Genomic DNA, 24853 nt, shown 5'->3' with positions numbered 1-24853 from the left:
CGCTCTTCTCTCCGGTCGACGCTGGGGCCTCCCCAGGCGGTCCTCCCGGGGTCGGGTCATGGTGACGCTGCGGAGTGTGACGGTACATCCCGCCCCCGTGTCAAACGGGAAAAGCCCGCAACGGCCACTCGAACGGTAACCCGACTACCACCGTTCCTGCCGCCCGGAGTGTCCAGACTGCGCCCGCCCTTATGCGGAGCGCAAGCCGCCGCTTATCGGGGCGCGGCCAGCAGCCGCGCCCCTCACAGACGGGTGAAGCACCATGCGCCGAGACCCAGTGCGATCACCGCGGCGAGCCCGGCGACGGCGACCGATGCGACCGGGCTCACACCCTGGGCGACCGGGCGGTGCTGCCGGGCGCGGGTCACGGTCCAGGCCCCCAACGCGGCCCCGAACAGGCAGAACACCATCCCCGCGAAGATCGCCGGTCCGCTCTCCATCGACGCCCGAGCCCTTCCGTCCGTCCGCTGTGCCGTCCGTCGGCAGCGGCCCGGGCGTGACGCTGCCACGCCCGGACGGCGCGCGGGCGAACCGGAGGTGAACGCGGGGGCCACAGGGGCCCGCGAGTCGGCCGGAATCAGCGCGGGGGAGCGCTGGAATCAGTGCGGAGACGCGCTGGAATCGGTGCGGGGAAGCGCCGGAATCGGTGGGGGAGGCCGCCGAAGCGGTCCGGCACCTCATGCGGACCGACGACGGATGGCACCCGGGAGACGGACGCGACGCGCCCCACGGGCCGCCGGTCCTCCCTCCGGCCGTCCCCGCCGTCCCCGCCGTCCCCGCCGTCTCAGCCGTCTCAGCCGTCTCAGACCGTCTCAGCCTGCGGGCTCCAGGAATCCCTGCTCCACCAGCAGCCGGATCCGGGCCGGCGTACGGTCGCGCAGCAGCACCGGGTCCTCGCCCAGGAGCTGGGCGATGGCGTCCAGGATCCGGCCCGCGGTCATGGTGCCGTCGCACACGCCCGCGAAGCCCGCGCCGATGGTGTCCACCCTGGTGGCCCGGCGCATCCCGCGGTTCTGCCGCAGCACGACGTGCTCCGGGTCCTCCGCGCCGGGCAGTCCGACCTGCTCCTGAACCACCTCGGCGGCCAGCGCGAAGCGCGCCTCGAGCAGCGCCGCGTCGTCGTGCGCCCGCAGGTAGTCCAGCCGGTCGAAGTGCGCCCGGACCGTCTCGCCGAGCGGCTGCTCCACCGGGTGCGGCCACTCCTCCACCGTGACCGACTCCGCGGCGGCGCCCGACTTGCGCAGCGTGATCCAGCCGAAGCCGACCGCCTTCGCCTTGCGCGCCTCGAACTCGTCCAGCCACGCGTCGTACCGTGCCCGGTACTCCGTCTCGTCACCACGGTGGTCGCCCGCGTCCCTGAGCCACAGCTCGGCGTACTGGGTGATGTCCTGCACCTCGCGCTGCACGATCCACGCGTCGCACCCGCGCGGCACCCACGACCTGAGTCTGTCCTGCCAGTCCTCCCCTTCGACGTGCTGCCAGTTGGCGAGGAACTGCGCGAACCCGCCCTCGTTCAGCCGTCCCCCCGCCTCCTGAACGATCGTGCGGCACAGATCGTCCCCGCCCATCCCGCCGTCGCGGTAGGTGAGCCGCGCCCCGGGCGAGATCACGAAGGGCGGGTTGGACACGATCAGGTCGTACGTCTCGTCGTCACGGACCGGAGTGAACAGCGACCCCTCGCGCAGGTCGGCGGCCGGGGCCCCGGAGAGGGCCAGGGTGAGCGCGGTGATGTGCAGGGCACGCGGGTTCACGTCGGTGGCCGTGACGCGCGTGGCGTGCCGGGCGGCGTGCAGTGCCTGGATGCCGGACCCGGTGCCGAGGTCGAGCGCGGAGGTCACCGGCGTACGGACGGTGAGGCCGGCCAGGGTCATGGACGCGCCGCCGACACCGAGCACCACGCCCTCGTCCCGGCTGCCGATCCCTCCGGCGCCGCCGACCGCGCACCCGAGGTCGGACACGATGAACCAGTCCTCGCCGTCCGGCCCTCCGTACGGCCGTACGTCCACGGTCGCGGCGAGCTCGTCCGCACCGGCCCGCGCCAGCCATCCGCCGTCCAGGCAGACGTCGACGGGCAGGACGTCGGCCACGCGGGCACGCGGCACCGGCTGCTGCAACAGGAACAGGCGTACGAGCGTCTCCAGCGGGGTGTCCCCGCGGGTGGCCCGGAGGGCGGGCACGGTCTCGCCGCGCGCCAGCGCCGCGTAAGCGGGAGCGCCGAGCAGTTCGAGCAGTCCGTCGGCGGTGAAGGAGGCTCCGAGCAGCGCGTCCCTCAGCCGGGCGGCGGCGTCGGGACGGTCGGACGAGGGCAGGGGCGGCAGGCTGGCGTCACTCACGTCCACCATTGTGGACGCCGCGCCCGCCCGGCGCGCCCCGCCTCCCCGCCGCCGGGCCGCCCGGCCGCCCCCGCGCGCTGTCGTCGCGTCAGCTCTCGGTGGCCCCGGCCGGCTCGGTGGCCGTCCGGCAGCTGGGCTGGCGGGACATCGCCTCGCCGACCTCGCCCTCCTCCAGCGCGCTGAGGGCCTCGTTGCCGCTCTTGCTCAGCTTGTCCAGCTCGGCGGCGATGTCCTTCAGACCGTCCGCGAACTCCGCCTGGTCCTCGGTGTCGAGGCCGTCGACCTGCTTCTTCAGCGAGGCGTAGGAGGTGGAGATGCCGTTGAGTTCCTTGACCGCGTCGGTCTGCTTCTTCTCGCCGTTCTCGACGTCCGGCGGGCCGGCCTTGTTCACGGCGGCGCCGATCGCCTTGTAGGCGTCGGACATGTCCTGGAAGGCCTTGGAGTCGGCCTTCTGGACCTCTTCCGGCGTGCTGTTGTCGGAGGTCTCCTTCTGGATCGCGGCGTTGGCCGACCGGATCTTCGCGGCCTGCGGCTGCACCGAGTCGCAGACCTCCTTCGCCCAGGCGTCGAGCTCCTCGTTGCCGTCGTCGCCGCCGCATCCCGTCAGCGCCAGTACCAGTACCGCACCGCCGGACAGTGCGGCCGCGAGCTTCTTGTTCACCGGATTGGTCCCTTCCATGGCTCTCGGCCCCGGAACATACACGCCAGATGGACTACACCCACCCGCCGGACATCCGTTAAGACACTTTTGAAGCCATTTGCACCAAGAGAGAGAAGGCTCACGGCACCGGGTGAAAACCGAGGTGAGGGCGGACGGCACGTCAGAACGCGCCGTCCGCCCTCACCTTGACCCGGTGTGCGCTGTCCGCGGCTAGGAAACCACCGCCGGATCCGGTGACTTGGGTTCCGGTTCGGGGTCGCTGTCGTCGTCCACGACGATGCCGCGCCGCTTCGACATGTACACCGCGCCGACGATCACGAGCAGCGAGAGGACCGCGACGAGCACCCTCGTCCCGACGCTTTCGTCGGCGCCGTAGGAGAACTTGATGACCGCGGGCGCGATGAGCAGCGCGACCAGGTTCATCACCTTCAGCAGGGGGTTGATCGCGGGCCCCGCGGTGTCCTTGAAGGGGTCGCCGACGGTGTCGCCGATGACGGTGGCGGCGTGGGCCTCGCTGCCCTTGCCTCCGTGATGGCCGTCCTCGACCAGTTTCTTGGCGTTGTCCCAGGCGCCACCGGAGTTGGCGAGGAACACCGCCATCAGCGTGCCCGCGCCGATCGCGCCCGCGAGGAAGGCGCCCAGAGGGCCGACGCCGAGCGTGAACCCGATGAAGACGGGCGCCATCACGGCCAGCAGACCGGGCGTGGCGAGTTCGCGCAGGGCGTCCCTGGTGCAGATGTCGACGACCTTGCCGTACTCCGGTTTCTCGCTGTAGTCCATGATCCCGGGCCTCTCCCGGAACTGCCGCCGCACCTCGTAGACCACCGAACCCGCCGACCGCGACACCGCGTTGATCGCCAGTCCCGAGAAGAGGAACACCACCGCCGCGCCCGCGATCAGACCCACGAGGTTGTTGGGCTGGGAGATGTCCATCATCAGGCTCATGGGCGCGCCCTCACCGCTGAGCCGTTCGCCCACGTCCCTCGCGCCGGTCGTGATGGCGTCCCGGTACGAGCCGAACAGCGCCGCCGCCGCCAGTACGGCCGTGGCGATGGCGATGCCCTTGGTGATGGCCTTGGTGGTGTTGCCGACCGCGTCCAGGTCGGTGAGCACCTGGGCGCCGGCGCCCACGACGTCGCCGGACATCTCGGCGATGCCCTGCGCGTTGTCGGAGACCGGGCCGAAGGTGTCCATGGCGACGATCACACCGACCGTGGTGAGCAGTCCGGTGCCGGCCAGCGCCACCGCGAACAGCGCCAGCATGATCGACGTACCGCCGAGCAGGAACGCCCCGTACACACCGAGTCCGATCAGCAGGGCGGTGTAGACGGCGGATTCCAGTCCGATGGAGATGCCGGACAGGATGACGGTGGCCGGGCCGGTGAGCGAGGTCTTGCCGATGTCCCGCACGGGACGCCGGGTGGTCTCGGTGAAGTACCCGGTGAGCTGCTGGATCAGGGCCGCGAGCACGATGCCGATGCCCACCGCGACGAGGGCGAGGATCCGCGGGTCGCCGCCCTTGCTCAGGATCGCCTCGTCGGTGACGCCGTCGAGGCCGGCGTACGAGGACGGCAGATAGGTGAACACGGCGATCGCGACCAGGACCAGCGAGATCACCGCGGAGATGAAGAACCCGCGGTTGATCGCGCTCATGCCGCTGCGGTCGGCGCGCCTGGGTGCCACGGCGAAGATCCCGATCATGGCGGTGAGGACGCCGATGGCGGGGACGAGGAGCGGGAAGGCGAGCCCCGCGTCGCCGAACGCCGCCGAGCCCAGGATGAGCGCGGCCACCAGGGTGACGGCGTACGACTCGAAGAGGTCGGCGGCCATGCCCGCGCAGTCACCGACGTTGTCGCCCACGTTGTCGGCGATGGTCGCGGCATTGCGCGGATCGTCCTCCGGGATGCCCTGTTCGACCTTGCCGACCAGGTCGGCGCCGACGTCGGCGGCCTTGGTGAAGATGCCGCCGCCGACCCGCATGAACATCGCGATCAGTGCGGCGCCCAGACCGAACCCCTCGAGCACCTTCGGCGCGTCGGCCGCGTACACGAGGACCACGCAGGTGGCACCGAGCAGGCCGAGGCCCACGGTGAACATGCCGACGACACCGCCCGTACGAAAGGCGATCTTCATCGCTTTGTGCGAGACGGCGGTGAGATCCTTTTCCGGCTCGCCCTCGGCCGGAGTCGCCTCCCGGGCCGCCGCCGCGACCCTGACATTGGTACGTACGGCGAGCCACATACCGATATAGCCGGTGGCCGCCGAGAACGCCGCTCCGATCAAGAAGAACACCGACCGACCGGCACGCTGATTCCAGTCGTCCGCGGGCAGCAGCATGAGGAGGAAGAACACGATCACGGCGAATACGCCGAGCGTGCGCAGCTGCCGGGCCAGATAGGCGTTCGCGCCCTCCTGGACCGCCGCGGCGATCTTCTTCATGCTGTCGGTGCCCTCACCGGCCGCGAGAACCTGGCGCACCAGGACTGCCGCGACCACGAGCGCCGCCAGCGCGACGACCCCGATGGCCACCACGAGCAGGCGGTTGTCGTCGGTCAGTACGGCGGCCGCGAGGGATGTGGGTCGGCCCGACTCGATTGAGATGGAAAGCCCCGCCATTCGTCCTCCTTGACGCTTGGGCTGAGCTCAAGATGTGGACGGGATTGTAGGTACCGGAACCTGATCAAAACAGAGTGCGCGGAATGTAAAATGGCCTGCACGCACTCTTCCATTGATCGACGGGCGGCCAGTGGTCCGAAATCCGTAATGCCTTTGAAGCATTCATGTGATCGCATTTCCGGAGCACGGGTCGATCGTGAAGGAATTCACGCGATCAATGCTCGTGACCACTGTAAGCGCGGTCGGCGGCACCCGCACATGCCGAAGGGCCCCACGAGGGGGCCCTTCGGGAAAAGCAGTCGCCGTCCGGGTGACGGGTCAGGCGAGGAGGGCGCCCGGCGGCGCGGTGGGCCACCGCATGCGGATCGAGCCGCCGTGCTCCCCGGCGCTGACCTCGACGTCGTCGACGAGGCCGCTGATGACCGCGAGGCCCATCTCGTCCTCCTCGGTCTCCACGTCCGCGTCGCCCGGTCCGCCGCCGGGCGTGCGTCCGCCGGGGACCGCGTGGGGCGCCTCGTCGCCGACCTCGATGGAGAACTGCTTCTCCTCCTCGATCAGCAGCACCTTCACGGGTGCCGAGATGTCCCCGTGCTGATGCAGCCCCACGGCCCGGGAGCAGGCTTCACCGACGGCGAGCCGGACCTCGTCGAGGACGGCCTCGTCGACCCCGGCCCTGCGCGCCACAGCCGCCGCCACGAGACGGGCGGTCCTGACATGCTCGGGCAGCGCGCTGAAGCGGAGTTCGACGGTGGCCATGCATCCCCCTCGCGACTACGGGCGTGCTGTGGAGGGGCCGGGCCACCGAAGGCCCGGCCCTCCTCATGGTTCTCCTCCCGCCCGGGCACGGGCCCGGGAGCGGGGTGATCAGTCGGTCGCCGCCACCGCTTCCTCGACCGAGGTGTGGATCGGGAACACCTTGGTGAGGCCGGTGATACGGAAAATCTTGAGAATGCGCTCCTGGTTGCAGACCAGGCGCAGCGAGCCCTCGTGGGCTCGCACCCGCTTCAGGCCGCCGACCAGCACGCCGAGTCCGGTGGAGTCGAGGAAGTCCACACCTTCCATGTCGACGACAAGGTGGAAACTGCCGTCGTTCACCAGCTCGACCAGCTGCTCGCGCAGCTTTGGCGCGGTATATACGTCGATTTCGCCACCGACCCTGACGATCGTGCGATCGCCCATGGTCTCGGTCGACAGGGACAGGTCCACGGATCCTCCAGCACCTAGCTATCGAGCGGTCGCCCTTGGGGCATCTCGGCTCAGCCCCCGGGACGGTTCGCCAGCCGCGATGGCATTCAATCACTTACCGGCAGGCGTGCACGACGCCTTGGCCCCATTGTCCGTCACGCCAGTGACACACTCGGTGCCGATGGCCAAGAATCACCGATCCGATCGACCCCCGACGGACACGCCGCCCAGGACCGCGCCGGACGCCGTCCTGGGCCGGCTCGCGTCCGGACCGAGCAGGGCTGCGCGCATCACTCATACGGAGCACTTGCCCCCGCGGGCGGGTCGCCATGCCGTCTGGCCGGACCGGATCCGCGCGGAGGTCGTCGCCGCCGTGCGCGCCGCGGGCATCGAGCACCCCTGGGCCCACCAGGCACGTGCCGCCGGGCACGCCCTGGACGGTGAGTCGGTCGTGGTCGCCACCGGCACCGCGTCCGGCAAGTCCCTGGCGTACCTCACGCCGGTGCTGTCCACGCTCCTGGACGGCGCCGAGGCCCCGAACGGCCGCGGGGCGACCGCCCTGTACCTCGCCCCCACGAAGGCCCTCGCGGCGGACCAGTGCCGGTCCGTGAAGGAACTTTCACAACCGTTGGGCCATTCGGTGCGCGCGGCGGTCTACGACGGCGACACTCCGTTCGAGGAGCGCGAGTGGATCCGCCAGTACGCCAACTACGTCCTGACCAATCCCGACATGCTGCACCGGGGCATCCTGCCGTCCCATCCCCGCTGGTCCTCCTTCCTGAAGTCGCTGAAGTACGTCGTCGTCGACGAGTGCCACACCTACCGGGGGGTGTTCGGCTCGCACGTCGCGCAGGTGCTGCGCCGGCTGCGGCGGCTGTGCGCCCGCTACGGCGCCTCCCCCGTGTTCCTGCTGGCCTCCGCGACCGCCGCCCAGCCCGCGGTCGCCGCCGGCCGTCTCACGGGCCTGCCGGTGGTGGAGGTGGCCGACGACGCCTCACCGCGCGGTGAACTGGTGTTCGCCCTGTGGGAGCCGCCGCTCACCGAACTGCACGGCGAGAAGGGCGCGCCCGTCCGCCGCACGGCCACCGCCGAGGCCGCCGACCTGCTGACCGACCTCACCGTGCAGGGGATCCGTTCGGTGACCTTCGTGCGCTCCCGGCGTGGCGCCGAGCTGATCTCGGTGATCGCCCAGGAACGCCTGGCGGAGGTCGACCGCTCGCTGGCCGGGCGTGTCGCGGCGTACCGGGGCGGCTATCTCCCCGAGGAGCGCCGCGCCCTCGAACGCGCCCTGCACTCCGGTGAACTCCTCGGCCTCGCGGCGACGAACGCCCTCGAACTCGGTGTGGACGTCTCCGGCCTGGACGCCGTGGTGATCGCCGGCTACCCGGGCACCCGGGCTTCCCTGTGGCAGCAGGCGGGCCGTGCGGGACGCTCCGGGCAGGGCGCCCTCGCCGTCCTGGTCGCCCGCGACGATCCCCTGGACACGTTCCTCGTCCACCACCCCGAGGCGCTCTTCGAGCGGCCCGTGGAGTCCACCGTCCTCGACCCCGACAACCCCTACGTGCTCGCCCCGCACCTGTGCGCGGCGGCCGAGGAGCTGCCGCTGACGGAGCAGGACCTGGACCTGTTCGGCCCGGCCACCGGGGATCTCCTCCCGCAGCTGGAGGCCGCGAAGCTGCTGCGCCGGCGGACGAGGGCCTGGCACTGGACCCGCCGGGAACGGGCCGCCGACCTCACCGACATCCGCGGCGGGGGCGGCCGCCCCGTGCAGGTCGTCGAGACCGGAACGGGACGGCTGCTCGGCACGGTCGACGCGGGCGCCGCCCACACGAGCGTCCACGAGGGCGCCGTCCACCTGCACCAGGGCCTCACCTATCTGGTGCGCTCCCTCGACCTGCAGGACTCCGTCGCGCTGGTCGAGCGGGCGAGCCCGACCTACACGACGGTGGCCCGGGACACGACGTCGATCTCCGTGCTGGAGACGGACACCGAGATCCCCTGGGGCGACGGCCGCCTGTGCTTCGGCTCCGTCGAGGTCACCAACCAGGTGGTCTCCTTCCTGCGCCGGCGCCAGATCACCGGCGAGGTGCTGGGCGAGACGAAACTCGACCTCCCTCCTCGTACGCTGCGCACCCGCGCGGTGTGGTGGACGGTCACCGAGGACCAGCTGGACAGGGCCAGGATCGACCCGGAGATCCTCGGCGGTGCCCTGCACGCCGCCGAGCACGCGTCGATCGGCATGCTGCCGCTCTTCGCGACCTGCGACCGCTGGGACATCGGCGGTGTGTCGGTCCCGCTGCACCCCGACACCCTGCTCCCCACGGTCTTCGTCTACGACGGCCATCCGGGCGGCGCGGGCTTCGCGGAACGGGCCTTCCATACCGCCCGCTCCTGGCTCACCGCCACCCGCCAGGCCATCGCGTCCTGCGAGTGTGACGCGGGGTGCCCCTCCTGCATCCAGTCCCCCAAGTGCGGCAACGGCAACGACCCTCTGCACAAGCGGGGCGCGGTGCGGCTGCTCACGGTGCTGCTGGAGGGCGCACCGGTGGAGAAGCCCGGGGGGTCGGGGGGTGCGGGCGGCACGGACGGGACCACGGGGGCGGAGCTGCCCGGGCGGGCGTCGACGTCGGGGTGAACTCCGGTGCGGAGGCGGTGGTGGCCCGGGCTCGGGGGGTGCGCCCCGCAACGGGCCTGAGCCTGGTGCCAGGCCCGCGCCGGAGCCCCGGCCGGGCCCGGCTCCGGGGGCTCGGGCGGGCCGGCCGGCCCCGCCCTCGCCCTGACCTCCACCGCGAACGGCCCCCTCCCGGACGCCACCGACACGTCCGCCACCTCGCCGGTGATCGCGCACCGCACGAGCCGGGTGTCCTGGGCCCGGGCCACCCGCTGCGCCCAGGCGCACCCGGCCGCGCGTCCCTCGGCCCAGTGGTCGGCCGCGGCAAGCGCCGCCAGGTCCGCGCCCCCGGCCGCCCGGTGCCGGACCACGACGGCATGCCCGAGGGCGAGCACGATGCCGGACACGACGCACAGCACGGCGATCGCGCCGATGCTCCAGACCGTCGCCGATCCCCGGTCGGGGCATGGCGCGCGTCTCCGGCCGGCGCGCTCCGCGTCACCGGGCGGCCGGTCGCCCCGGTCCGACGCACCGCCGGTCGCCCGGTGGGCCGGGCGACCGGACCTCCGTCCGGTGCCACGCGCGGTGCCTCCGGGCCGCAGGAGCCCTCGTGCGCGGGGCCGCGCCCTCATGTCCCCGCCCCCACCGTCTCCCCCTCCGTCCGCTCCACCGCCGCCACAGCTTCCTCCCGCAGCTCGAACAGCAGCCCGCGCAGCACCGGGGGCCTGGCCACGACGACCACACGGACCTGTCCGGCCTCGCGGTTCACCGTGACCCGCGCACCGGGCGGTGCCGCTCCGCGGGCCACGTCGACGACCGCGTCGGGAGGGTCCTGCCGGGCCGCCGCGCGGGCGCCCGTGCGGGCGGCGTCCACGCACTGGATCTGCGCCGCCACCACCATCAGGCCCCAGACGAGCGCCGTCGCGAACATCACCAGCACGGGCAGCACCATGGCAGCCTCCGCCGTCACGAACCCCCGGTCCGCACGCCGCTCACATCTGGCCATCGAGTGCCTGCTGCACGATGTTCCGCAGTGCCGCGCTCACCGGTCCGCTGTTGACGACCCGGTAGAGCACCACGGCGAACGCCACCGCCGCCACGATGCCCATCGCGTACTCCGAGGTCACCATTCCGGCGTCCCTCCGTGCCGCACGCGCCCCGCACACCAGGGCACGCAGTCGTGCCCGTACCGCCTGATACATCTCAACCCCCGTAAGGAGAAGTCGTACTGCTCTTGTGGTCATTGCTCGTTCCGCCGTTCGGCCGCAGGTCGTCCGCCGTCAGCCACCACCTCCTCCCAGCACTCCGTCCGCGAGCCCGATCACCACGGGAAGCACGCCGACCGCGATGAACGCGGGCAGGAAGCACAGCCCCACGGGGGCGCTGACCATGACGGCCGCCCTCCGGGCCCGTGCCGTCGCCGCGCGGCTCCACTCGGCGCGGGCCTCGGCGGCGAGCCGGACCACGGGGGCGGCGAGGGGGAGCCCGGACACATCCGCCCGTTCCAGCAGCCGGGCCAGCGGCGCGGCGCCCTTCAGCCCGGCCAGCCGGCGCCAGGCCGCGCCCGGTTCACCGCCGAGCCGCACCTCCGCCGCACCGCGCGCCAGCGCGTCCCCGACCGGACCGCCCAGGGCCTCTCCGACGGCCTGCGCGGCCAGTACCGGCCCGGCACCCGCCGCGATGCAGGCGGACAGCAGGTCCGCTGCCAGGGGCAGTTGGCGGGCCGCCACGGCGGTGTCGGCCTCCCGGGCGTCCACCGCGGCTGCCTTCCGCCGCAGCTGCCACCGCCACAGCCCGACCGCGGCCGCCAGTCCCACCAGCACTCCGGCGGGACCACCCACCAGCCCCCATCCGGCGCCCACGACGCCCACGACGCCCACCAGCGGGAGCCGGCTCCGGGCGACACGCAGCCGCGCCAGGCCCGGGGCCGCGTTCGGCGCCGCCCGTTCCGGCGGCAGCACCCCGGCCAGTCGCCGTCGTACGAGCCGCGCGGACCGTGTGCGCCGGCACCAACCCGCCGACCAGGCGAGTGCCGACACGACCCCCACGACCGTCCCCAGCCTGTGGACAACGTCCCCGCTCATCCCGTCACCTCCTCGGCGCCCCGCATGATGCGCAGCGCCCACCACAGGCCCAGGCCCTCCAGGACCCCGCCGGCGACCAGACAGGACAGGCCGGACGGTGTGTGCAGGAGGACGCGCAGCGGGTCGGCGCCGAGAGCCGCGCCGAGAGCCAGGCCCACGGCGGGGAGCCCGGCGAGCATCACCGCCGTGGCACGGGCGCCGGCCAGTTGGGCGCGCAGATCGGCCCGCTGGTCCCGTTCGGCACGCAGCGCCGCTTCCAGCCGGTCGAGCCCGTCCGCGAGACCGGCACCCTGGTCCACCGCCACCCGCCAGCACGCTGCGAGTCCCCGCAGTCCTTCGGCACCCGGCTGCCGTGCCGCCGCCGCGAGCGCGTCCGGGACGTCCCCGCCGAACCGGGCCGCCGCCAGCACGGCCGCCTGCGTGTCGCCCAGCCCGCCGGAGTCCCTTCCGGCGGACAGCAGCGCCTCTCCCGGCTGCCGCCCGGCGCGCACCTCGCCGGCGAGCGCCCCGCACAGCGCGATCACCGCGTCCCCTCGCCGGTCCCGGGCCCGGCGTGCCGCGGCGGCCCGCCGCACCCGCCGGAGCAGGGGGACTCCCGCCACACCCGCGAGGACCGGCAGCACGGACGCGCCCAGCAACGCCAGCACCGTCCCCGCGGCCAGTGACCACCATTCGGCCCTCAGCCGCCCGCGGATCCGCGCCCACTCGCCGGCCACCCGGGGCCATCCCGCCGGCCCGGTGTCCACCGCGCCGGCGCCTGCCAGCAGCAGCCGCGCCCGCCGGGGCCCGGCGCACCCGCCGCGCAGCAGCACTGCGGCGACTCCCAGACAGGCCACGGCCGCACCCGTCGACATCCCCGTCGTCCCGTTCATCCCGCGGCCCCTTCCCGCACGCCGTCCCGCGCCCCGTCCCCGCTCCTGGGCCGGAGCAGCTCCCGCAGCCGCTCCCAGCCCCGCTCGCGGACGAACGCCTCCGGGCCCCACCGCAGCGCCGGCACGGTGCGCACCAGCCCTGACGGGTCCCGCTCCAGTACGTGCACCTCGGCGATCCGCCGCCGGCCGCTCCGGTCGCGTACGAGGTGCAGCACCACCGAGACGGCGGCCGCCAGCTGGCTGTGCAGGGCGAACCGGTCGAGTCCCGCGGCTGTGCCGAGCGCCTCCAGCCGGGCCGGTACGTCGGCGGCGGCATTGGCGTGAACGGTGCACGAGCCGCCTTCGTGGCCGGTGTTCAGGGCGGCCAGCAGATGGGTCACCTCCGGGCCGCGGACCTCACCCACGACCAGCCGGTCCGGCCGCATCCGCAGCGCCTGCCGCACCAGGTCCTCCAGGGAGACCAGGCCGGCACCCTCCTGGTTTGCGGGTCTGGTCTCCAGGCGCACGACGTGCGGATGATCCGGGCGCAGCTCCGCCGAGTCCTCGGCCAGGACGATCCGTTCCTCCGGCCCGGCCAGTCCCAGCAGCGCGCTCAGCAGGGTCGTCTTGCCGCTGCCGGTTCCACCGCTGACCAGGAACGACAACCGCGCGTCCAGCAGTGCCCGCAGCAGTCGGTCACCGCCCGGCGGCACCGTCCCGGCCGCCACCAGCTCGCCGAGCGTGAAGGCGCGTGGCCGTACGACGCGCAGCGAGAGACAGGTGCCGGCCACCGCCACCGGGGGCAGCACCGCGTGCAGGCGCGTCCCGTCGGGCAGCCGGGCGTCGACCCAGGGGCGGGCGTCGTCGAGGCGCCGGCCGGCCACTGCGGCGAGCCGCTGGGCCAGGCGCCGGACGGCGGTCTCGTCGGGGAAGGAGATCTCGCTGAGCTCCAGCCCGCCGCCCCGGTCCACCCACACCCGGTCCGGCGCCGACACCAGGACATCGGTCACCGACGGATCGGCCAGCAGCCGCTCGAGCGGACCACTGCCGACCAGCTCGGACCGCAGCTGCTCGGCCGCTCCCAGCACTTCGGCGTCCCCGAGCACCCGGCCCTGGTCCCGCAGGGCCTGTGCCACCCGCGCGGGCGTCGGCTCGGCCCCGCTCTCGGCCAGCCACCGCCGCACCCCGTCGAGCAGACCGGGAGGCATCCCCGCCCCGCTCACCGCCGGCCCCCTCATGCCGTCCTCGCCTCCACCAGCGCGCGCTCCCAGAACTCCTTGCAGAAACGGGCGAGCGGGCCCCTGCCGGAGGCCCCCGGAGGCCGTCCGGTGTCGTAGGGGCGTTGCAGGGCGGGTTCGGCGGGCAGGTCTCCCGCGAGGGGAAGTCCCAGCAGCCGGGGCACCTCGCGGTCGTCCAGGCCCGGCGCGCAGGGCCCGCGCACCACCACCCTCAGATCGCGCAGGACCATGCCGACGGCGGAGGCGACGCGGCCCGCCGCCGCGACGGCGCGCAGTTCCGCGGGGACGACGAGGAGTCCGAGATCGAGCTGGGCGAGGACCTCGGCGACCCCGTCGTCGACGCGGCGCGGCAGGTCGACCACCACGGTGCCGCCCCTGCGCCGGGCCGCGGCGAGCACCGCGCGTACGGCCGGGGGCGGTACGGCGAGGCAGTCGCCGCGGTCCCAGCTGAGCACCCGCAGCGAGTGGAGCTCCGGCAGTGATTCCTCCAGGGCGCCGCCGCCGACCCGCCCGCGTGACGCGGCGAACGCGGGCCAGCGCAGTCCCTTGGCCGTCTCCCCGCCGAGGGCCACGTCGAGTCCGCCGCCGAGGGGATCCGCGTCCACGAGCAGCGTGCGCAGTCCCTCCCGCGCGGAGGTGACGGCGAGCGCACACGCGAGGGTGGACGCTCCGGCACCGCCGCGGCCGCCGATGACTCCGACGGTCAGGGCGGGCCGGCCGACACCTTCGGCCACGTCGGCGATGCGGTCGACCAGCCACTGCTCCCCGTCGGGAAGCATCAGCACGTGGTCGGCGCCGATCTCGACGGCACGTCGCCAGACGCCCGGGTCGTCCTGGTCGCGTCCGACCAGCACCACTCCGGTCCTGCGTACCGCTCCGCGCACCCGCCGCGCGGCATCGTCGCCGACCAGGACGAGCGGCGCCGCCTCCCAGCTGCCCCTCGGCTCCGGAGCACCGTGGTGGACCTCGGGTGTGGCGCCGGCCGCCGCGCACAGGCGCAGCAGGTCGTCGAGGAGTCCGGCGTCCTCGGTGACGATCAGCGGTGCGCCCTGGCGCCCGCCTCCGGAGGCGGGCGGCGGGTCGTGCGTGATGGATCCGTTCATGTTCGTCCCCGTTCGCTGCGTGTGCGCGGCCCTCCGGCCGCGCGATTCCCAGGCGTGTGAAGAACCGGCGTGCGGTCTTCCGATGAGCGGCCGGCGGAAACCGGCCGTGCGCGACCCGGCAAACGGAAGCGGGCGTGAACTCGCGGCGAGCGGGTCGCGCAGGAATCACGGTGCAGCGATACGGAAAAACTTGTGGATCTTGGTCGATATCTGTGGACAAGAGGGGAGCTGTGAATATCGCGGTCACCCATACCGGGTGAGCCCCGCGAACCTTCCGCACGAGCCCCACAGGGCACCCTCACGACTACCCGTGGTAACTAGTCGCGCTCATGACAATCGCCTGCCGCGGACACCAGGACGGTGACACCGGAGGGCCGAAAGAGGGAAGAAAACGCGTCCGGACATGCGACGACCCCCGCCGGGGGGGAGAGCGGGGGTCGTCCCCACGGCCGACTCGGGGGGGGAGGAGTCGGGCCGGGTTAGCACGGTCGCGAACGATCCGTGACTTCCATGGTGTACCCGAGAGCCCTCTCAGGCAAACCCACGCGCCCCACCTTACGCCGAATGGGCTGCGCCTATGCTCAGGGATGTGGAAAACCACTCCTTGCCCCGCGCAGCCGCCTTCTTCGACCTGGACAAGACGGTCATTGCGAAGTCGAGCACACTCACGTTCAGCAAGTCGTTCTACCAAGGCGGTCTGATCAACCGCAGGGCGGTCCTGCGTACCGCGTACGCCCAGTTCGTGTTCCTCGCCGGCGGCGCGGACCACGAACAGATGGAGCGCATGCGCAAGTACCTGTCCGCCCTGTGCCGCGGCTGGAACGTCCAGCAGGTCAAGGAGATCGTGGCCGAGACGCTGCACGACCTGATCGACCCGATCATCTACGACGAGGCCGCCACCCTCATCGAGCAGCACCACACCGCGGGCCGCGACGTGGTGATCGTCTCCACGTCAGGAGCCGAGGTCGTCGAACCGATCGGCGAACTCCTCGGCGCCGACCGGGTCGTGGCCACCCGCATGGTCGTCGGCGAGGACGGGTGCTTCACCGGAGAGGTGGAGTACTACGCGTACGGCCCGACCAAGGCCGAAGCGATCCGGGAACTGGCCGCCTCCGAGGGCTATGACCTGGCCCGTTGCTACGCCTACAGCGATTCGGTGACCGATGTGCCGATGCTGGAGTCGGTGGGCCGTCCGCACGCGGTGAACCCGGACCGCGCGCTGCGCCGCGAGGCCCTCACACGCGAGTGGCCCATCCTCGACTTCCACCGGCCGGTCCGGCTGAAGCAGCGCTTCCCCGCCTTCTCCGTGCCGCCCCGTCCCGCCCTGGTCGCGGCGGCCGCCATAGGAGCCGCGGCGGCCACCGCCGGCCTCGTCTGGTACGCCAGCCGACGCCGTACGACGGCGGCCTGACCGCCATCACCTCCAGGAGCGCACGCCTGCCAGACCGTCCGTCTCCCGGACCACGCGGACGGCCGCCGGCCTCGTACTCATATCGGCGCCCGTTTGATGATTATGTGAACCCAAAAGTAAAGAAGCGCGGCGAGGACTTTCCCTTACTCCGCACCCGGAGTACAAAGGACTTAACGGCCCGCGAGACCGAGGTCGTCCGAGAGGATCACCTTCACAGCGCATGAGGCCCCACGGACCGCGCATGAACACCGCGTACCCACGCGACGTCGACCCGTCGATTACGGGCCAGCCCCACCAGGTGACGGGCAAAGTCCCCGACCTGATGGGCACATATCGAGGACGCCTGGTAACGCGGTGGAGATGCCAGCGGCGGTACGAGTATTCGTACCGCCGCATCTCCGTGAGCGCCCTTCGCGCCCTTCGCGCCTGCTGCTTATGCCGCCCCGCGCTGCAGCGCCTCGCACACCGCCGTGGATTCGCGCGCACCGAGTCCGACCGCCCGTCCGCAGTGGGCGATCCAGGCGGCCACCCCTTCGGGTGTACCGGAGACGTAGCCCTCGAGCGCCCGTAGATACGCCTCCCGCCCCAGTTCCGCGTGGCCGACCTCGGCGGGGCAGACCGACTTGGGGTCGAGCCCGCTGCCGATCAGGACGATACGTTCGGCCGTTCGGGCGATCAGCCCGTTGTGGGAGGTGAACGGGCGCAGCGCGAGCAGCTCGCCGTGCACCACGGCGGCGGTGACCAGCGCCGGCGCGGAACCACCCGCGATGATCAGCCCGGACAGCCCCTCGAGGCGGCCGTGCGCCTCCGCCGCACCCGGCAGCGGAAGTGCGATCAACGGCTCGTCGACCGGCTCGCCCTCCTGCCGGGGTCGCCCGACCCGCTCGTCCTTGTCGGCCGCCGCGACCAGGTGCAGCCGGGCCAGCACCCGCAGGGGCGACTGCCGCCAGATGGACAGCAACTGGCCCGCCTCAGCGGTCAGCCGCAGCGCGGCGCCCATCGTGCGCGCCTCCTCGTCACCGCTGAAGTCGCTGCGCCGGCGCACCTCCTCCAGCGCCCAGTCCGCGCCCGACAGCGCCGCCGAGCCCCGGGCGCCGCGGAGCGCCGCCTCGGACGTGATCTCGTTGCTGCGCCGTCGCATGACCCGGTGCCCGTAGACCCGGTCCACGGCCTTGCGCACGGACTCCACGGAGTCGGCGACACCGGGCAGGGCGGCCAGGGCCGCGAGCGGGTCGGCGTTCGCGCCTGTCGTACTCATGAGTACGACCCTACGCACCCCCGGCGCCCGCCCCACGAAGGAGTGGTCTTCTTCACGCCTCCATGTCACACCGAGCGATATAGGCACTACTCTTGGTGAACATGAAAATTGCTTTCGCGGGGAAGGGCGGCAGCGGAAAGACGACCCTGTCCTCCCTGTTCATCCGTCACCTCGCGGCCTGTGGGGCTCCGGTGGTCGCGGTCGACGCCGACATCAACCAGCACCTCGGCGCAGCGCTGGGCCTGGACGAGGCGGAGGCGGCGGCCCTGCCCTCGATGGGCGAGCACCTGCCGTTGATCAAGGACTACCTGCGTGGCACCAACCCCCGCATCGCGTCCGCCGAGACGATGATCAAGACGACGCCGCCCGGCGAGGGTTCCCGCCTGCTGCGGGTGCGGGAGGACAACCCGGTCTACGACGCCTGCGCGCACCCGGTGGAACTCGAGGGCGGCGCCGTCCGTTTGATGGTCACCGGCCCCTTCTCCGACGCCGACCTGGGCGTCGCCTGCTACCACTCCAAGACCGGAGCGGTGGAGCTGTGCCTGAACCACCTGGCGGACGGCCCCGACGAGTACGTCGTGGTCGACATGACCGCCGGCTCGGACTCCTTCGCCTCCGGCATGTTCACCCGCTTCGACATCACGTTCCTCGTCGCCGAGCCGACCCGGAAGGGGGTCTCCGTCTACCGCCAGTACAAGGAGTACGCCCGCGACTTCGGCGTCACCCTCAAGGTCGTCGGCAACAAGGTCCAGGGCCCGGACGACCTCGACTTCCTCCGCGCGGAGGCCGGGGAGGACCTGCTGGTGACGGTGGGGCACTCGGGCTGGGTCCGGGCCATGGAGAAGGGCCGGCCGCCCCGGTTCGAGTACCTGGAGGAGCCCAACCGCGGCGCGCTGCGCCTGCTGCGGTCGGCCGCCGACGCGACGTACGAGCTGCGCGACCGGGAGCGCTACACCCGCCAGATGGTGCACTTCCACCTGAGGAACGCCGCGTCGTGGGGGAACGAGCGCACGGGGGCCGACCTGGCGGCCCAGGTCGACCCCTCCTTCGTGCTCGGCGAGGACGTCACGGCTTCCGCCTGACGCCCTCCGTCACTCCTTGGCCGCCGGCGACCCCGGCGCTCCCTTGGGGGCCGGGGCGGGGCCGTCGGCCAGGAAGGCCTTCCAGCCCTCCTTGGGGGCCTCGCCCACGCCGAGCGTGCGCAGCTTCGCCAGGGCCGCCGGGTCCTGGGCGTCCAGCCAGTCCGCCAGCTGCCGGAAGGAGACACAGCGCACGTCGGTCTTGGTGCACACCGACTCGACGACCTCCTCGACGGCACGCATGTACGTGCCACCGTTCCAGGACTGGAAGTGGTTGCCGATGATCAGAGGCGCCCTGTTGCCCCGGTAGGCCCGGTCGAAGCCCTGGAGCAGACCGTCACGCATCTGATCGCCCCACATCTCGTGCTTGGCGGGGTCTCCCTGGGTGGTGGTCCCGGACTGGTTGACCATGAAGTTGTAGTCCATGGTGAGCTGCTCGAAGGAGTGCCCGGGGAAGGGCACCAGCTGCATGGACAGGTCCCACAGCCCGCCCTTCTTCTTCGGCCACACCTGGTTGTTGACCCCGCTGGTGTCGTAGCGGAAGCCCAGCGCGCGGGCGGCCTTCATGAAGTTCTCCTGCCCTTCCAGGCAGGGGGTGCGGGCGCCGATGAGCTCCTTGTCGTAGTCGAAGGGCAGCGGCGCCGCGTTCTTCATCCCGGTGTTGGTCTTCCAGGTCTTCACGAAGCTCTTGGCCTGCGCGATCTCGTCCTTCCACTCCGCCACCGACCATTCGCCGACGCCGCCGCCGCTGCCGCAGAAGTGCCCGTTGAAGTGGGTGCCGATCTCGTTGCCCTCGAGCCAGGCCAGCCGCAGCTGCTTCACGGTGTCGGCGATGCCCTGCTGATCGTTGAAGCCGATGTCGGAGCGGCCCGGGGAGTGCTGCGGCGGCCGGTACAGATCGCGCTTCTCCTCCGGGAGCAGGTACACGCCGCTCAGGAAGTACGTCATGGTCGCGTCGTTCTCCTTGGCGACCTTCCGGAAATGGGAGAAGAGCTTCTGGCCGTCCTCACCCGCGCCGTCCCAGGAGAAGACGACGAACTGCGGGGGCTTCTCCCCGGGCTTCATCCGCTCGGGCCGGGGCAGGTGGGGCTGCGCCCCGGTGTACGCGGTGGAGCCGTCGCCGATCAGCCGGACGACGGTCTTCGGGGCGGGCGCCGGCTTGACCTTCTCCTGCTCCCGCGTCTGCTCGCCGGCGTCGTCGGCGCCGGTCCCGCAGCCGGCGAGTGAGGCGGCGCAGACCGCGGCGATCACGGTGCCCGCGGCGATCCTGTGGGTGGCGGCCATCCGCCCACCTTCTTCCTTCTCTCGGGCCGAGCTCGATGAGGGCGTTGTCTGGTGCTGTGCCGGTCCTTACCGACAGCGCCGCCAACGTCGCACGGATCGAAGAAGGAATTAATACGACAAGCCGATGAAATGGCCACTTCATACGCCGGGGTGATTCACTGCTCCATTTGACCGTAAAGTCTATGCCAGCCCTTTACTCTGAATTACCACTCGTTTACTAATAGTTACCAGGCCGCCACTCGGCGCCCTCGGGGTGGCCCTCCCGCCGGTTCTGGGGCCATGCCCCGGCGGCGACCGCGCCCCGCCGCCGAGGGGGCCCCACCTGTCATGCGACCGCCCGACACGAAGGAGACGGGGCACCATGTCAGCCTGCGTTCCCGCCCCCACCACCGACGCGGACCACCCCGAGCGCACCCATCCACCCCACAGCCCGCCGCCCGGCCCCCGGCGTCCGCGCATCGCGGGCGCCGATGTGTCGGCCGCGGTCGCGGTCTTCCTCATCGCCCTGCCGCTGTCCCTCGGCATCGCCCTGGCCACGGGCGCCCCGCTCCAGGCCGGACTCGTCGCCGCCGCCGTCGGCGGACTCGTCGCCGGGCGGATCGGCGGCTCCCCGCTCCAGGTCAGCGGCCCCGCCGCCGGACTCACCGTCGTCACCGCCGACCTCATCCAGCACTACGGGTGGCGGACGACCTGCGCCATCACCGTCCTCGCCGGCCTCGCCCAGCTCGGACTCGGCTGCCTGCGGGTGGCACGCGGCGCGCTCGCCGTCTCTCCCGCGATCGTGCACGGCATGCTCGCCGGGATCGGCGTCACCATCGCCGTCGCCCAACTGCACATCGTCCTCGGCGGCACCCCGCAGAGCTCCGTCCCCGACAACCTGCGGGCGCTTCCCACCCAGTTGGCCAACGTGCACCCCGCCGCCCTCTTCGCGAGCCTGCTGACCCTGACACTGCTGCTGCTCTGGCCGAGGCTCCCCGTCCGGACCGGACTCCGGCTGCACAAGATCCCGGCCGCGCTCGTCGCCGTCGCCGGGGCCACCGCGATCGCCGCGGCGACCGGCCTCGCCCTGCCCAAGGTCGATCTGCCCTCCTGGCGCAACCACGCCCTGGCCGGTCTGCCCGAAGGCCCGGTGCTCGGGCTCGCCGCCGCCGTGCTCACCACGACGCTGGTCTGCAGCGTGCAGTCGCTGCTCGGCGCGGTCGCCGTGGACAAGCTGGTGTCGGGGCGCCCCGGCCCGGCCCGCGTCGAGCGGTCCGACCTGGACCGCGAACTGCTCGGTCAGGGCGCGGCCAACATCGTCTCCGGGTCGCTCGGCGGGCTGCCCGTGGCCGGGGTCGCGGTGCGCACTTCCGCGAATGTGCACGCGGGTGCCGTGAGCCGGAACTCCACCATGCTGCACGGCGTTCTCGTAGTGGCCGCCGCGCTGCTGATGGTCCCGCTCCTGGAGTTCATCCCGCTCGCCTCGCTCGCCGCCCTGGTGATGGCCGTCGGCATCCAGATGGTGTCCCTGCACCACATCCGCACGGTGACCCGCCACCGTGAAGTGCTGGTCTACGCCGTGACCACCCTCGGTGTCGTGTCCCTCGGCGTCCTCGAGGGCGTCGCCCTCGGCATCGCCGTGGCCGTCGGCGTGGCCCTGCACCGGCTCACCCGCACCCGCATCACCCACGAGCGAGAGGAAGGAGTCCATCACGTACACGTCAGAGGTCAGTTGACGTTCCTGGCGGTGCCCCGACTCAGCCGGGCCCTGCACCTCGTGCCCCAAGGGGCTCACGTCGTCGTCGCGTTGGACGGTTCCTTCATGGACCACGCGGCGTACGAGACGCTGCAGGACTGGCAGGGCACACACACCGCGCAGGGCGGCACCGTCGAGATCACCGGCCGCCGTGCCGGGGTCCGGATCGCCGAACCCTCCACCCTCGCCACCGCACACCTCACCGGCGGTGCCGAGACGGCCGGAGCATCCGAGGCCGACTGCCGTTGCCGGCCCTGGACGCCCTGGCGCAACCACCAGTGCGAGCTTCCCCGCTCCCTCCCGGACAGCGACCGGCGACCGGACCCGGCCGACGGGACGGGCAGCGCGGACGCGGCGGACAGAGCGGGAGCGGGCGGGAGGGACTCGGCGGACGGAGCGGGCGGGACGGACGCGGTGAAGACCGCGGAGCCGGATCGGAAGAGCGCCGGCGGCAGCCAGCTGGTGCGCGGCATCGGCACGTTCCAGCGCTACACCGCCCCCCTGGTGCGCGGTGAGCTGGCACGGCTGGCGCGCGAGGGACAGCGGCCCGCCCAGCTGTTCCTGACCTGCGCCGACTCCCGGGTGGTCACCTCCATGATCACGTCCAGTGGTCCGGGAGACCTGTTCGTGGTGCGCAACGTCGGCAATCTCGTGCCCCCGCCCGGCGCGGAGAGCGGCGACGACTCGGTGGCGGCCGCCATCGAGTACGCCGTGGACGTGCTGGCCGTCCGGTCGATCACGGTGTGCGGGCACTCGGGGTGCGGCGCCATGCAGGCACTGCTCGACTCCGACCCGGGCGGCAGCGCGCGCACGCCGCTGAGACGCTGGCTGCGGCACGGGCAGCCGAGCCTGGAGCGCATGGGCGCCGGGAGCGGGGGCGCGCCGCGGCTGACCGGGCGGACGCCGGCCGACGCGGTCGAGCGGCTCTGCCTGACGAACGTGGTGCAGCAGCTGGAGCACCTGCGCGCCCACGACTCCGTGGCACGGGCCCTGAGGGACGGGGCACTGGAGCTGCACGGGCTGTACTTCCACGTGGGGGAGGCACAGGCGTACCTCCTCACGGAGCGGGACGAGGAAACGGTGTTCGACCGGGTACGAGCCGTGGACCTGGCGGTGTGAGGGCGCGCGGCCGGGTGTGAGCGGCGTTACACCTCGTGAACCGGCTTGCTCCCGCGCTCGTGGGAAGGGGTGACGAACATCGCACCACCAACCCCGACAGGTCTAAACCAATTCTCCGTCGGCCCTTGTCAGCGCCCCCCGGGTCTGATGAGCTGTGGCCTGGGACACAACGGACACCCCTGGGAAAGGCAGATGCCGTGAGCAATGAAAGCCTGGCCAACCTTCTGAAGGAGGAGCGTCGCTTCTCGCCCCCCGCCGACCTGGCCGCGAACGCCAACGTCACGGCGGAGGCGTACGAACAGGCCAAGGCTGACAGGCTCGGCTTCTGGGCCGAGCAGGCCCGCCGGCTGACCTGGGCCACGGAGCCCACCGAGACCCTGGACTGGTCGAACCCGCCGTTCGCCAAGTGGTTCCAGGACGGCGAGCTCAACGTCGCCTACAACTGCGTGGACCGGCATGTGGAGGCCGGGCACGGCGACCGCGTCGCCATCCACTTCGAGGGCGAGCCGGGCGACAGCCGCGCCATCACCTACGCCCAGCTCAAGGACGAGGTGTCCAGGGCCGCCAACGCCCTGCTGGAGCTGGGTGTCCGCAAGGGCGACCGGGTCGCCGTCTACATGCCGATGATCCCCGAGACCGCCGTGGCCATGCTGGCCTGCGCCCGGATCGGCGCGGCCCACTCGGTCGTCTTCGGCGGCTTCTCGGCGGACGCGCTCGCCACCCGCATCGAGGACGCCGACGCGCGCGTGGTCATCACGGCCGACGGCGGCTACCGGCGCGGCAAGCCCTCCGCGCTCAAGCCGGCCGTCGACGAGGCGGTCGGACGCGTGGACACCGTCGAGCACGTCCTCGTCGTCCGCCGCACCGGCCAGGACGTCGCCTGGACCGAGGGCCGCGACCTGTGGTGGCACGAGACGGTGGACCGGCAGAGCGCCGACCACACCCCGGAGGCGTTCGGGGCCGAGCACCCGCTGTTCATCCTCTACACCTCGGGGACCACGGGTAAGCCCAAGGGCATCCTGCACACCTCCGGCGGCTACCTGACCCAGACGGCGTACACGCACTGGTCGGTGTTCGACCTGAAGCCCGAGACCGACGTGTACTGGTGCACGGCCGACGTCGGCTGGGTCACCGGCCACTCCTACATCGTCTACGGCCCGCTCGCCAACGGCGCCACCCAGGTCATGTACGAGGGCACCCCGGACACCCCGCACCAGGGCCGTTTCTGGGAGATCGTGCAGAAGTACGGCGTGACGATCCTCTACACGGCGCCCACCGCGATCCGGACGTTCATGAAGTGGGGCGACGACATCCCCGCGAAGTTCGACCTCACCAGCCTGCGGGTGCTGGGCTCCGTCGGTGAGCCGATCAACCCCGAGGCCTGGATCTGGTACCGCAAGAACATCGGCGGGGACCGCACCCCGGTGGTGGACACCTGGTGGCAGACCGAGACCGGCGGCATCATGATCTCCCCGCTGCCGGGCGTGACGGCCGCCAAGCCGGGCTCCGCCCAGACCCCGCTCCCCGGCATCGCCGCGACGGTCGTCGACGACGAGGCGAACGAGGTACCCAGCGGCGGCGGCGGTTACCTCGTCCTCACCGAGCCGTGGCCGTCGATGCTGCGCACCATCTGGGGCGACGACCAGCGGTTCATCGACACGTACTGGTCCCGCTTCGAGGGCAGGTACTTCGCCGGGGACGGCGCCAAGAAGGACGACGACGGCGACATCTGGCTGCTGGGCCGGGTCGACGACGTGATGCTGGTGTCCGGGCACAACATCTCCACCACGGAGGTCGAGTCCGCGCTGGTCAGCCACCCGTCGGTCGCCGAGGCGGCCGTGGTCGGCGCGGCGGACGAGACGACCGGCCAGGCGATCGTCGCCTTCGTGATCCTGCGCGGCACGGCGGCGGAGACCGAGGACCTCGTCGGCGAGCTCCGCAATCACGTGGGCACCACGCTCGGCCCGATCGCCAAGCCCAAGCGGATCCTGCCGGTGGCCGAGCTGCCGAAGACCCGCTCCGGCAAGATCATGCGCCGTCTGCTGCGGGACGTGGCGGAGAACCGTCAGCTCGGAGACGTCACCACCCTGACGGACTCGACGGTCATGGACCTCATCCAGGCCAAGCTGCCCCAGACGTCCGGCGAGGACTGAGCGGGCGGCCCCGGCCACGGCGGGGTGTCCGGCGCGCGGACGCGTCGGACACCCCGCCGGACCCGGCCCCTGGTGCAGCTCAGGGGCGGGTTGGTTAGGGTGGGCAAAAAGTTGTTGTCTCATGGGGCGCCG

General features: G+C 72.3%; 19 protein-coding genes and 1 pseudogene. 5 read left to right on the top strand and 15 right to left on the bottom strand.

From position 1 onward, the window contains the following. Positions 1–242 precede the first annotated feature (242 nt). The 6 genes from ACZ6A9_RS11090 to bldG form a co-directional block, all read right to left on the bottom strand. Positions 243–440 (bottom strand): hypothetical protein, encoded by a 198-nt coding sequence (locus ACZ6A9_RS11090; RefSeq protein WP_468982447.1) that lies wholly within the window; start codon positions 438–440, stop codon positions 243–245. 372 nt (positions 441–812) lie between these two features. After that, positions 813–2342 carry a DUF7059 domain-containing protein gene (locus ACZ6A9_RS11085; RefSeq protein WP_468982443.1) on the bottom strand — a complete coding sequence of 510 codons (1530 nt, stop codon included), beginning with the start codon at positions 2340–2342 and terminating at the stop codon, positions 813–815. A gap of 79 nt (positions 2343–2421) precedes the next feature. Beyond that, a complete protein-coding gene (locus tag ACZ6A9_RS11080) occupies positions 2422–3012 on the bottom strand; it encodes a small secreted protein (protein ID WP_468982439.1) in 591 nt (196 codons plus the stop codon). A 192-nt stretch (positions 3013–3204) separates the two neighbouring features. Continuing rightward, positions 3205–5610, bottom strand: coding sequence for a sodium-translocating pyrophosphatase (locus tag ACZ6A9_RS11075; RefSeq protein WP_468982435.1), 2406 nt, complete (start codon positions 5608–5610; stop codon positions 3205–3207). A gap of 318 nt (positions 5611–5928) precedes the next feature. Beyond that, positions 5929–6366 (bottom strand): ATP-binding protein, encoded by a 438-nt coding sequence (locus ACZ6A9_RS11070; RefSeq protein WP_468982429.1) that lies wholly within the window; start codon positions 6364–6366, stop codon positions 5929–5931. Positions 6367–6474: 108 nt separating this feature from the next. Next, positions 6475–6816, bottom strand: coding sequence for an anti-sigma factor antagonist BldG (gene bldG / locus ACZ6A9_RS11065; protein ID WP_003991900.1), 342 nt, complete (start codon positions 6814–6816; stop codon positions 6475–6477). Between the two features lie 79 nt (positions 6817–6895). On the opposite strand from bldG, the gene ACZ6A9_RS11060 reads away from it, so the two are divergent. After that, a complete protein-coding gene (locus tag ACZ6A9_RS11060) occupies positions 6896–9430 on the top strand; it encodes a DEAD/DEAH box helicase (RefSeq protein ID WP_468982424.1) in 2535 nt (844 codons plus the stop codon). A gap of 185 nt (positions 9431–9615) precedes the next feature. Here the strand turns inward: ACZ6A9_RS11060 and ACZ6A9_RS11055 are convergent. From ACZ6A9_RS11055 to ssd, 7 genes and pseudogenes are all read right to left on the bottom strand, one after another. Beyond that, positions 9616–10038, bottom strand: a pseudogene (locus ACZ6A9_RS11055) (Rv3654c family TadE-like protein); the annotation flags it as partial. Then, positions 10035–10412, bottom strand: coding sequence for a TadE family type IV pilus minor pilin (locus tag ACZ6A9_RS11050; RefSeq protein ID WP_468982419.1), 378 nt, complete (start codon positions 10410–10412; stop codon positions 10035–10037). The gene ACZ6A9_RS11050 and the pseudogene ACZ6A9_RS11055, both read right to left, overlap by 4 nt. Next, the gene (locus ACZ6A9_RS11045; protein WP_468982417.1) at positions 10399–10608 is read right to left on the bottom strand and encodes a DUF4244 domain-containing protein; all 210 of its coding nucleotides are present in this window, start codon (positions 10606–10608) and stop codon (positions 10399–10401) included. The genes ACZ6A9_RS11050 and ACZ6A9_RS11045 overlap by 14 nt, the downstream gene beginning before the upstream one ends. A 78-nt stretch (positions 10609–10686) precedes the next feature. After that, entirely contained in the window at positions 10687–11490 is an 804-nt protein-coding gene (locus ACZ6A9_RS11040) for a type II secretion system F family protein (RefSeq protein WP_468982412.1), read from the bottom strand. Further along, a complete protein-coding gene (locus ACZ6A9_RS11035; RefSeq protein ID WP_468982406.1) occupies positions 11487–12362 on the bottom strand; it encodes a type II secretion system F family protein in 876 nt (291 codons plus the stop codon). Before ACZ6A9_RS11035 ends, ACZ6A9_RS11040 begins: the two co-directional genes overlap by 4 nt. After that, on the bottom strand, positions 12359–13579 hold the full coding sequence (locus ACZ6A9_RS11030; RefSeq protein WP_468982400.1) for a TadA family conjugal transfer-associated ATPase: 1221 nt from the start codon (positions 13577–13579) through the stop codon (positions 12359–12361). The genes ACZ6A9_RS11035 and ACZ6A9_RS11030 overlap by 4 nt, the downstream gene beginning before the upstream one ends. Further along, positions 13576–14682 carry a septum site-determining protein Ssd gene (ssd, locus tag ACZ6A9_RS11025; protein WP_468982394.1) on the bottom strand — a complete coding sequence of 369 codons (1107 nt, stop codon included), beginning with the start codon at positions 14680–14682 and terminating at the stop codon, positions 13576–13578. The genes ACZ6A9_RS11030 and ssd overlap by 4 nt, the downstream gene beginning before the upstream one ends. A gap of 577 nt (positions 14683–15259) precedes the next feature. Between ssd and ACZ6A9_RS11020 the strand changes: the two genes are divergently transcribed. After that, the gene (locus ACZ6A9_RS11020) at positions 15260–16093 is read left to right on the top strand and encodes an HAD family hydrolase (protein ID WP_468982387.1); all 834 of its coding nucleotides are present in this window, start codon (positions 15260–15262) and stop codon (positions 16091–16093) included. A 433-nt stretch (positions 16094–16526) separates the two neighbouring features. Here the strand turns inward: ACZ6A9_RS11020 and ACZ6A9_RS11015 are convergent, their stop codons facing one another. Beyond that, positions 16527–17351, bottom strand: a complete 825-nt coding sequence (locus ACZ6A9_RS11015) for a Fic family protein (RefSeq protein WP_468982381.1) — start codon at positions 17349–17351, stop codon at positions 16527–16529. Positions 17352–17452: 101 nt separating this feature from the next. Here ACZ6A9_RS11015 and ACZ6A9_RS11010 point away from each other — a divergent pair, with 101 nt between their 5' ends. Further along, entirely contained in the window at positions 17453–18433 is a 981-nt protein-coding gene (locus ACZ6A9_RS11010) for an ATP-binding protein (protein ID WP_468982375.1), read from the top strand. 9 nt (positions 18434–18442) lie between these two features. On the opposite strand, the gene ACZ6A9_RS11005 is transcribed toward ACZ6A9_RS11010, so the two are convergent. Further along, positions 18443–19714 carry a polysaccharide deacetylase family protein gene (locus tag ACZ6A9_RS11005; RefSeq protein WP_468982368.1) on the bottom strand — a complete coding sequence of 424 codons (1272 nt, stop codon included), beginning with the start codon at positions 19712–19714 and terminating at the stop codon, positions 18443–18445. Positions 19715–20075: 361 nt separating this feature from the next. Between ACZ6A9_RS11005 and ACZ6A9_RS11000 the strand changes: the two genes are divergently transcribed. Next, entirely contained in the window at positions 20076–22568 is a 2493-nt protein-coding gene (locus ACZ6A9_RS11000; protein ID WP_468982364.1) for a bifunctional SulP family inorganic anion transporter/carbonic anhydrase, read from the top strand. 197 nt (positions 22569–22765) lie between these two features. After that, positions 22766–24721 (top strand): acetate--CoA ligase, encoded by a 1956-nt coding sequence (acs, locus tag ACZ6A9_RS10995; protein ID WP_468982359.1) that lies wholly within the window; start codon positions 22766–22768, stop codon positions 24719–24721. Positions 24722–24853 lie beyond the last annotated feature (132 nt).

Source organism: Streptomyces sp. NPDC041124, from assembly GCF_055592385.1.
The sequence above is the reverse complement of the archived record's forward strand: the minus strand, read 5'-3'. Positions and strand labels throughout refer to the sequence as shown.

Bases quoted from the DNA above. Each gene is read 5' to 3' on its own strand.
- ACZ6A9_RS11040 (WP_468982412.1), bottom strand. From the start codon at position 11,490: ATGAGCGGGGACGTTGTCCACAGGCTGGGGACGGTCGTGGGGGTCGTG.
- ACZ6A9_RS11085 (WP_468982443.1), bottom strand. From the start codon at position 2,342: ATGGTGGACGTGAGTGACGCCAGCCTGCCGCCCCTGCCCTCGTCCGAC.
- ACZ6A9_RS11000 (WP_468982364.1), top strand. From the start codon at position 20,076: ATGTCAGCCTGCGTTCCCGCCCCCACCACCGACGCGGACCACCCCGAG.
- ACZ6A9_RS11005 (WP_468982368.1), bottom strand. From the start codon at position 19,714: ATGGCCGCCACCCACAGGATCGCCGCGGGCACCGTGATCGCCGCGGTC.
- ACZ6A9_RS11050 (WP_468982419.1), bottom strand. From the start codon at position 10,412: ATGGCCAGATGTGAGCGGCGTGCGGACCGGGGGTTCGTGACGGCGGAG.
- ACZ6A9_RS11075 (WP_468982435.1), bottom strand. From the start codon at position 5,610: ATGGCGGGGCTTTCCATCTCAATCGAGTCGGGCCGACCCACATCCCTC.
- ACZ6A9_RS11045 (WP_468982417.1), bottom strand. From the start codon at position 10,608: ATGTATCAGGCGGTACGGGCACGACTGCGTGCCCTGGTGTGCGGGGCG.
- ACZ6A9_RS11060 (WP_468982424.1), top strand. From the start codon at position 6,896: ATGGCATTCAATCACTTACCGGCAGGCGTGCACGACGCCTTGGCCCCA.
- ACZ6A9_RS11020 (WP_468982387.1), top strand. From the start codon at position 15,260: ATGCTCAGGGATGTGGAAAACCACTCCTTGCCCCGCGCAGCCGCCTTC.
- ACZ6A9_RS11015 (WP_468982381.1), bottom strand. From the start codon at position 17,351: ATGAGTACGACAGGCGCGAACGCCGACCCGCTCGCGGCCCTGGCCGCC.
- ssd (WP_468982394.1), bottom strand. From the start codon at position 14,682: ATGAACGGATCCATCACGCACGACCCGCCGCCCGCCTCCGGAGGCGGG.
- ACZ6A9_RS11080 (WP_468982439.1), bottom strand. From the start codon at position 3,012: ATGGAAGGGACCAATCCGGTGAACAAGAAGCTCGCGGCCGCACTGTCC.
- ACZ6A9_RS11035 (WP_468982406.1), bottom strand. From the start codon at position 12,362: ATGAACGGGACGACGGGGATGTCGACGGGTGCGGCCGTGGCCTGTCTG.
- ACZ6A9_RS11030 (WP_468982400.1), bottom strand. From the start codon at position 13,579: ATGAGGGGGCCGGCGGTGAGCGGGGCGGGGATGCCTCCCGGTCTGCTC.
- ACZ6A9_RS11090 (WP_468982447.1), bottom strand. From the start codon at position 440: ATGGAGAGCGGACCGGCGATCTTCGCGGGGATGGTGTTCTGCCTGTTC.
- ACZ6A9_RS11010 (WP_468982375.1), top strand. From the start codon at position 17,453: ATGAAAATTGCTTTCGCGGGGAAGGGCGGCAGCGGAAAGACGACCCTG.
- ACZ6A9_RS11070 (WP_468982429.1), bottom strand. From the start codon at position 6,366: ATGGCCACCGTCGAACTCCGCTTCAGCGCGCTGCCCGAGCATGTCAGG.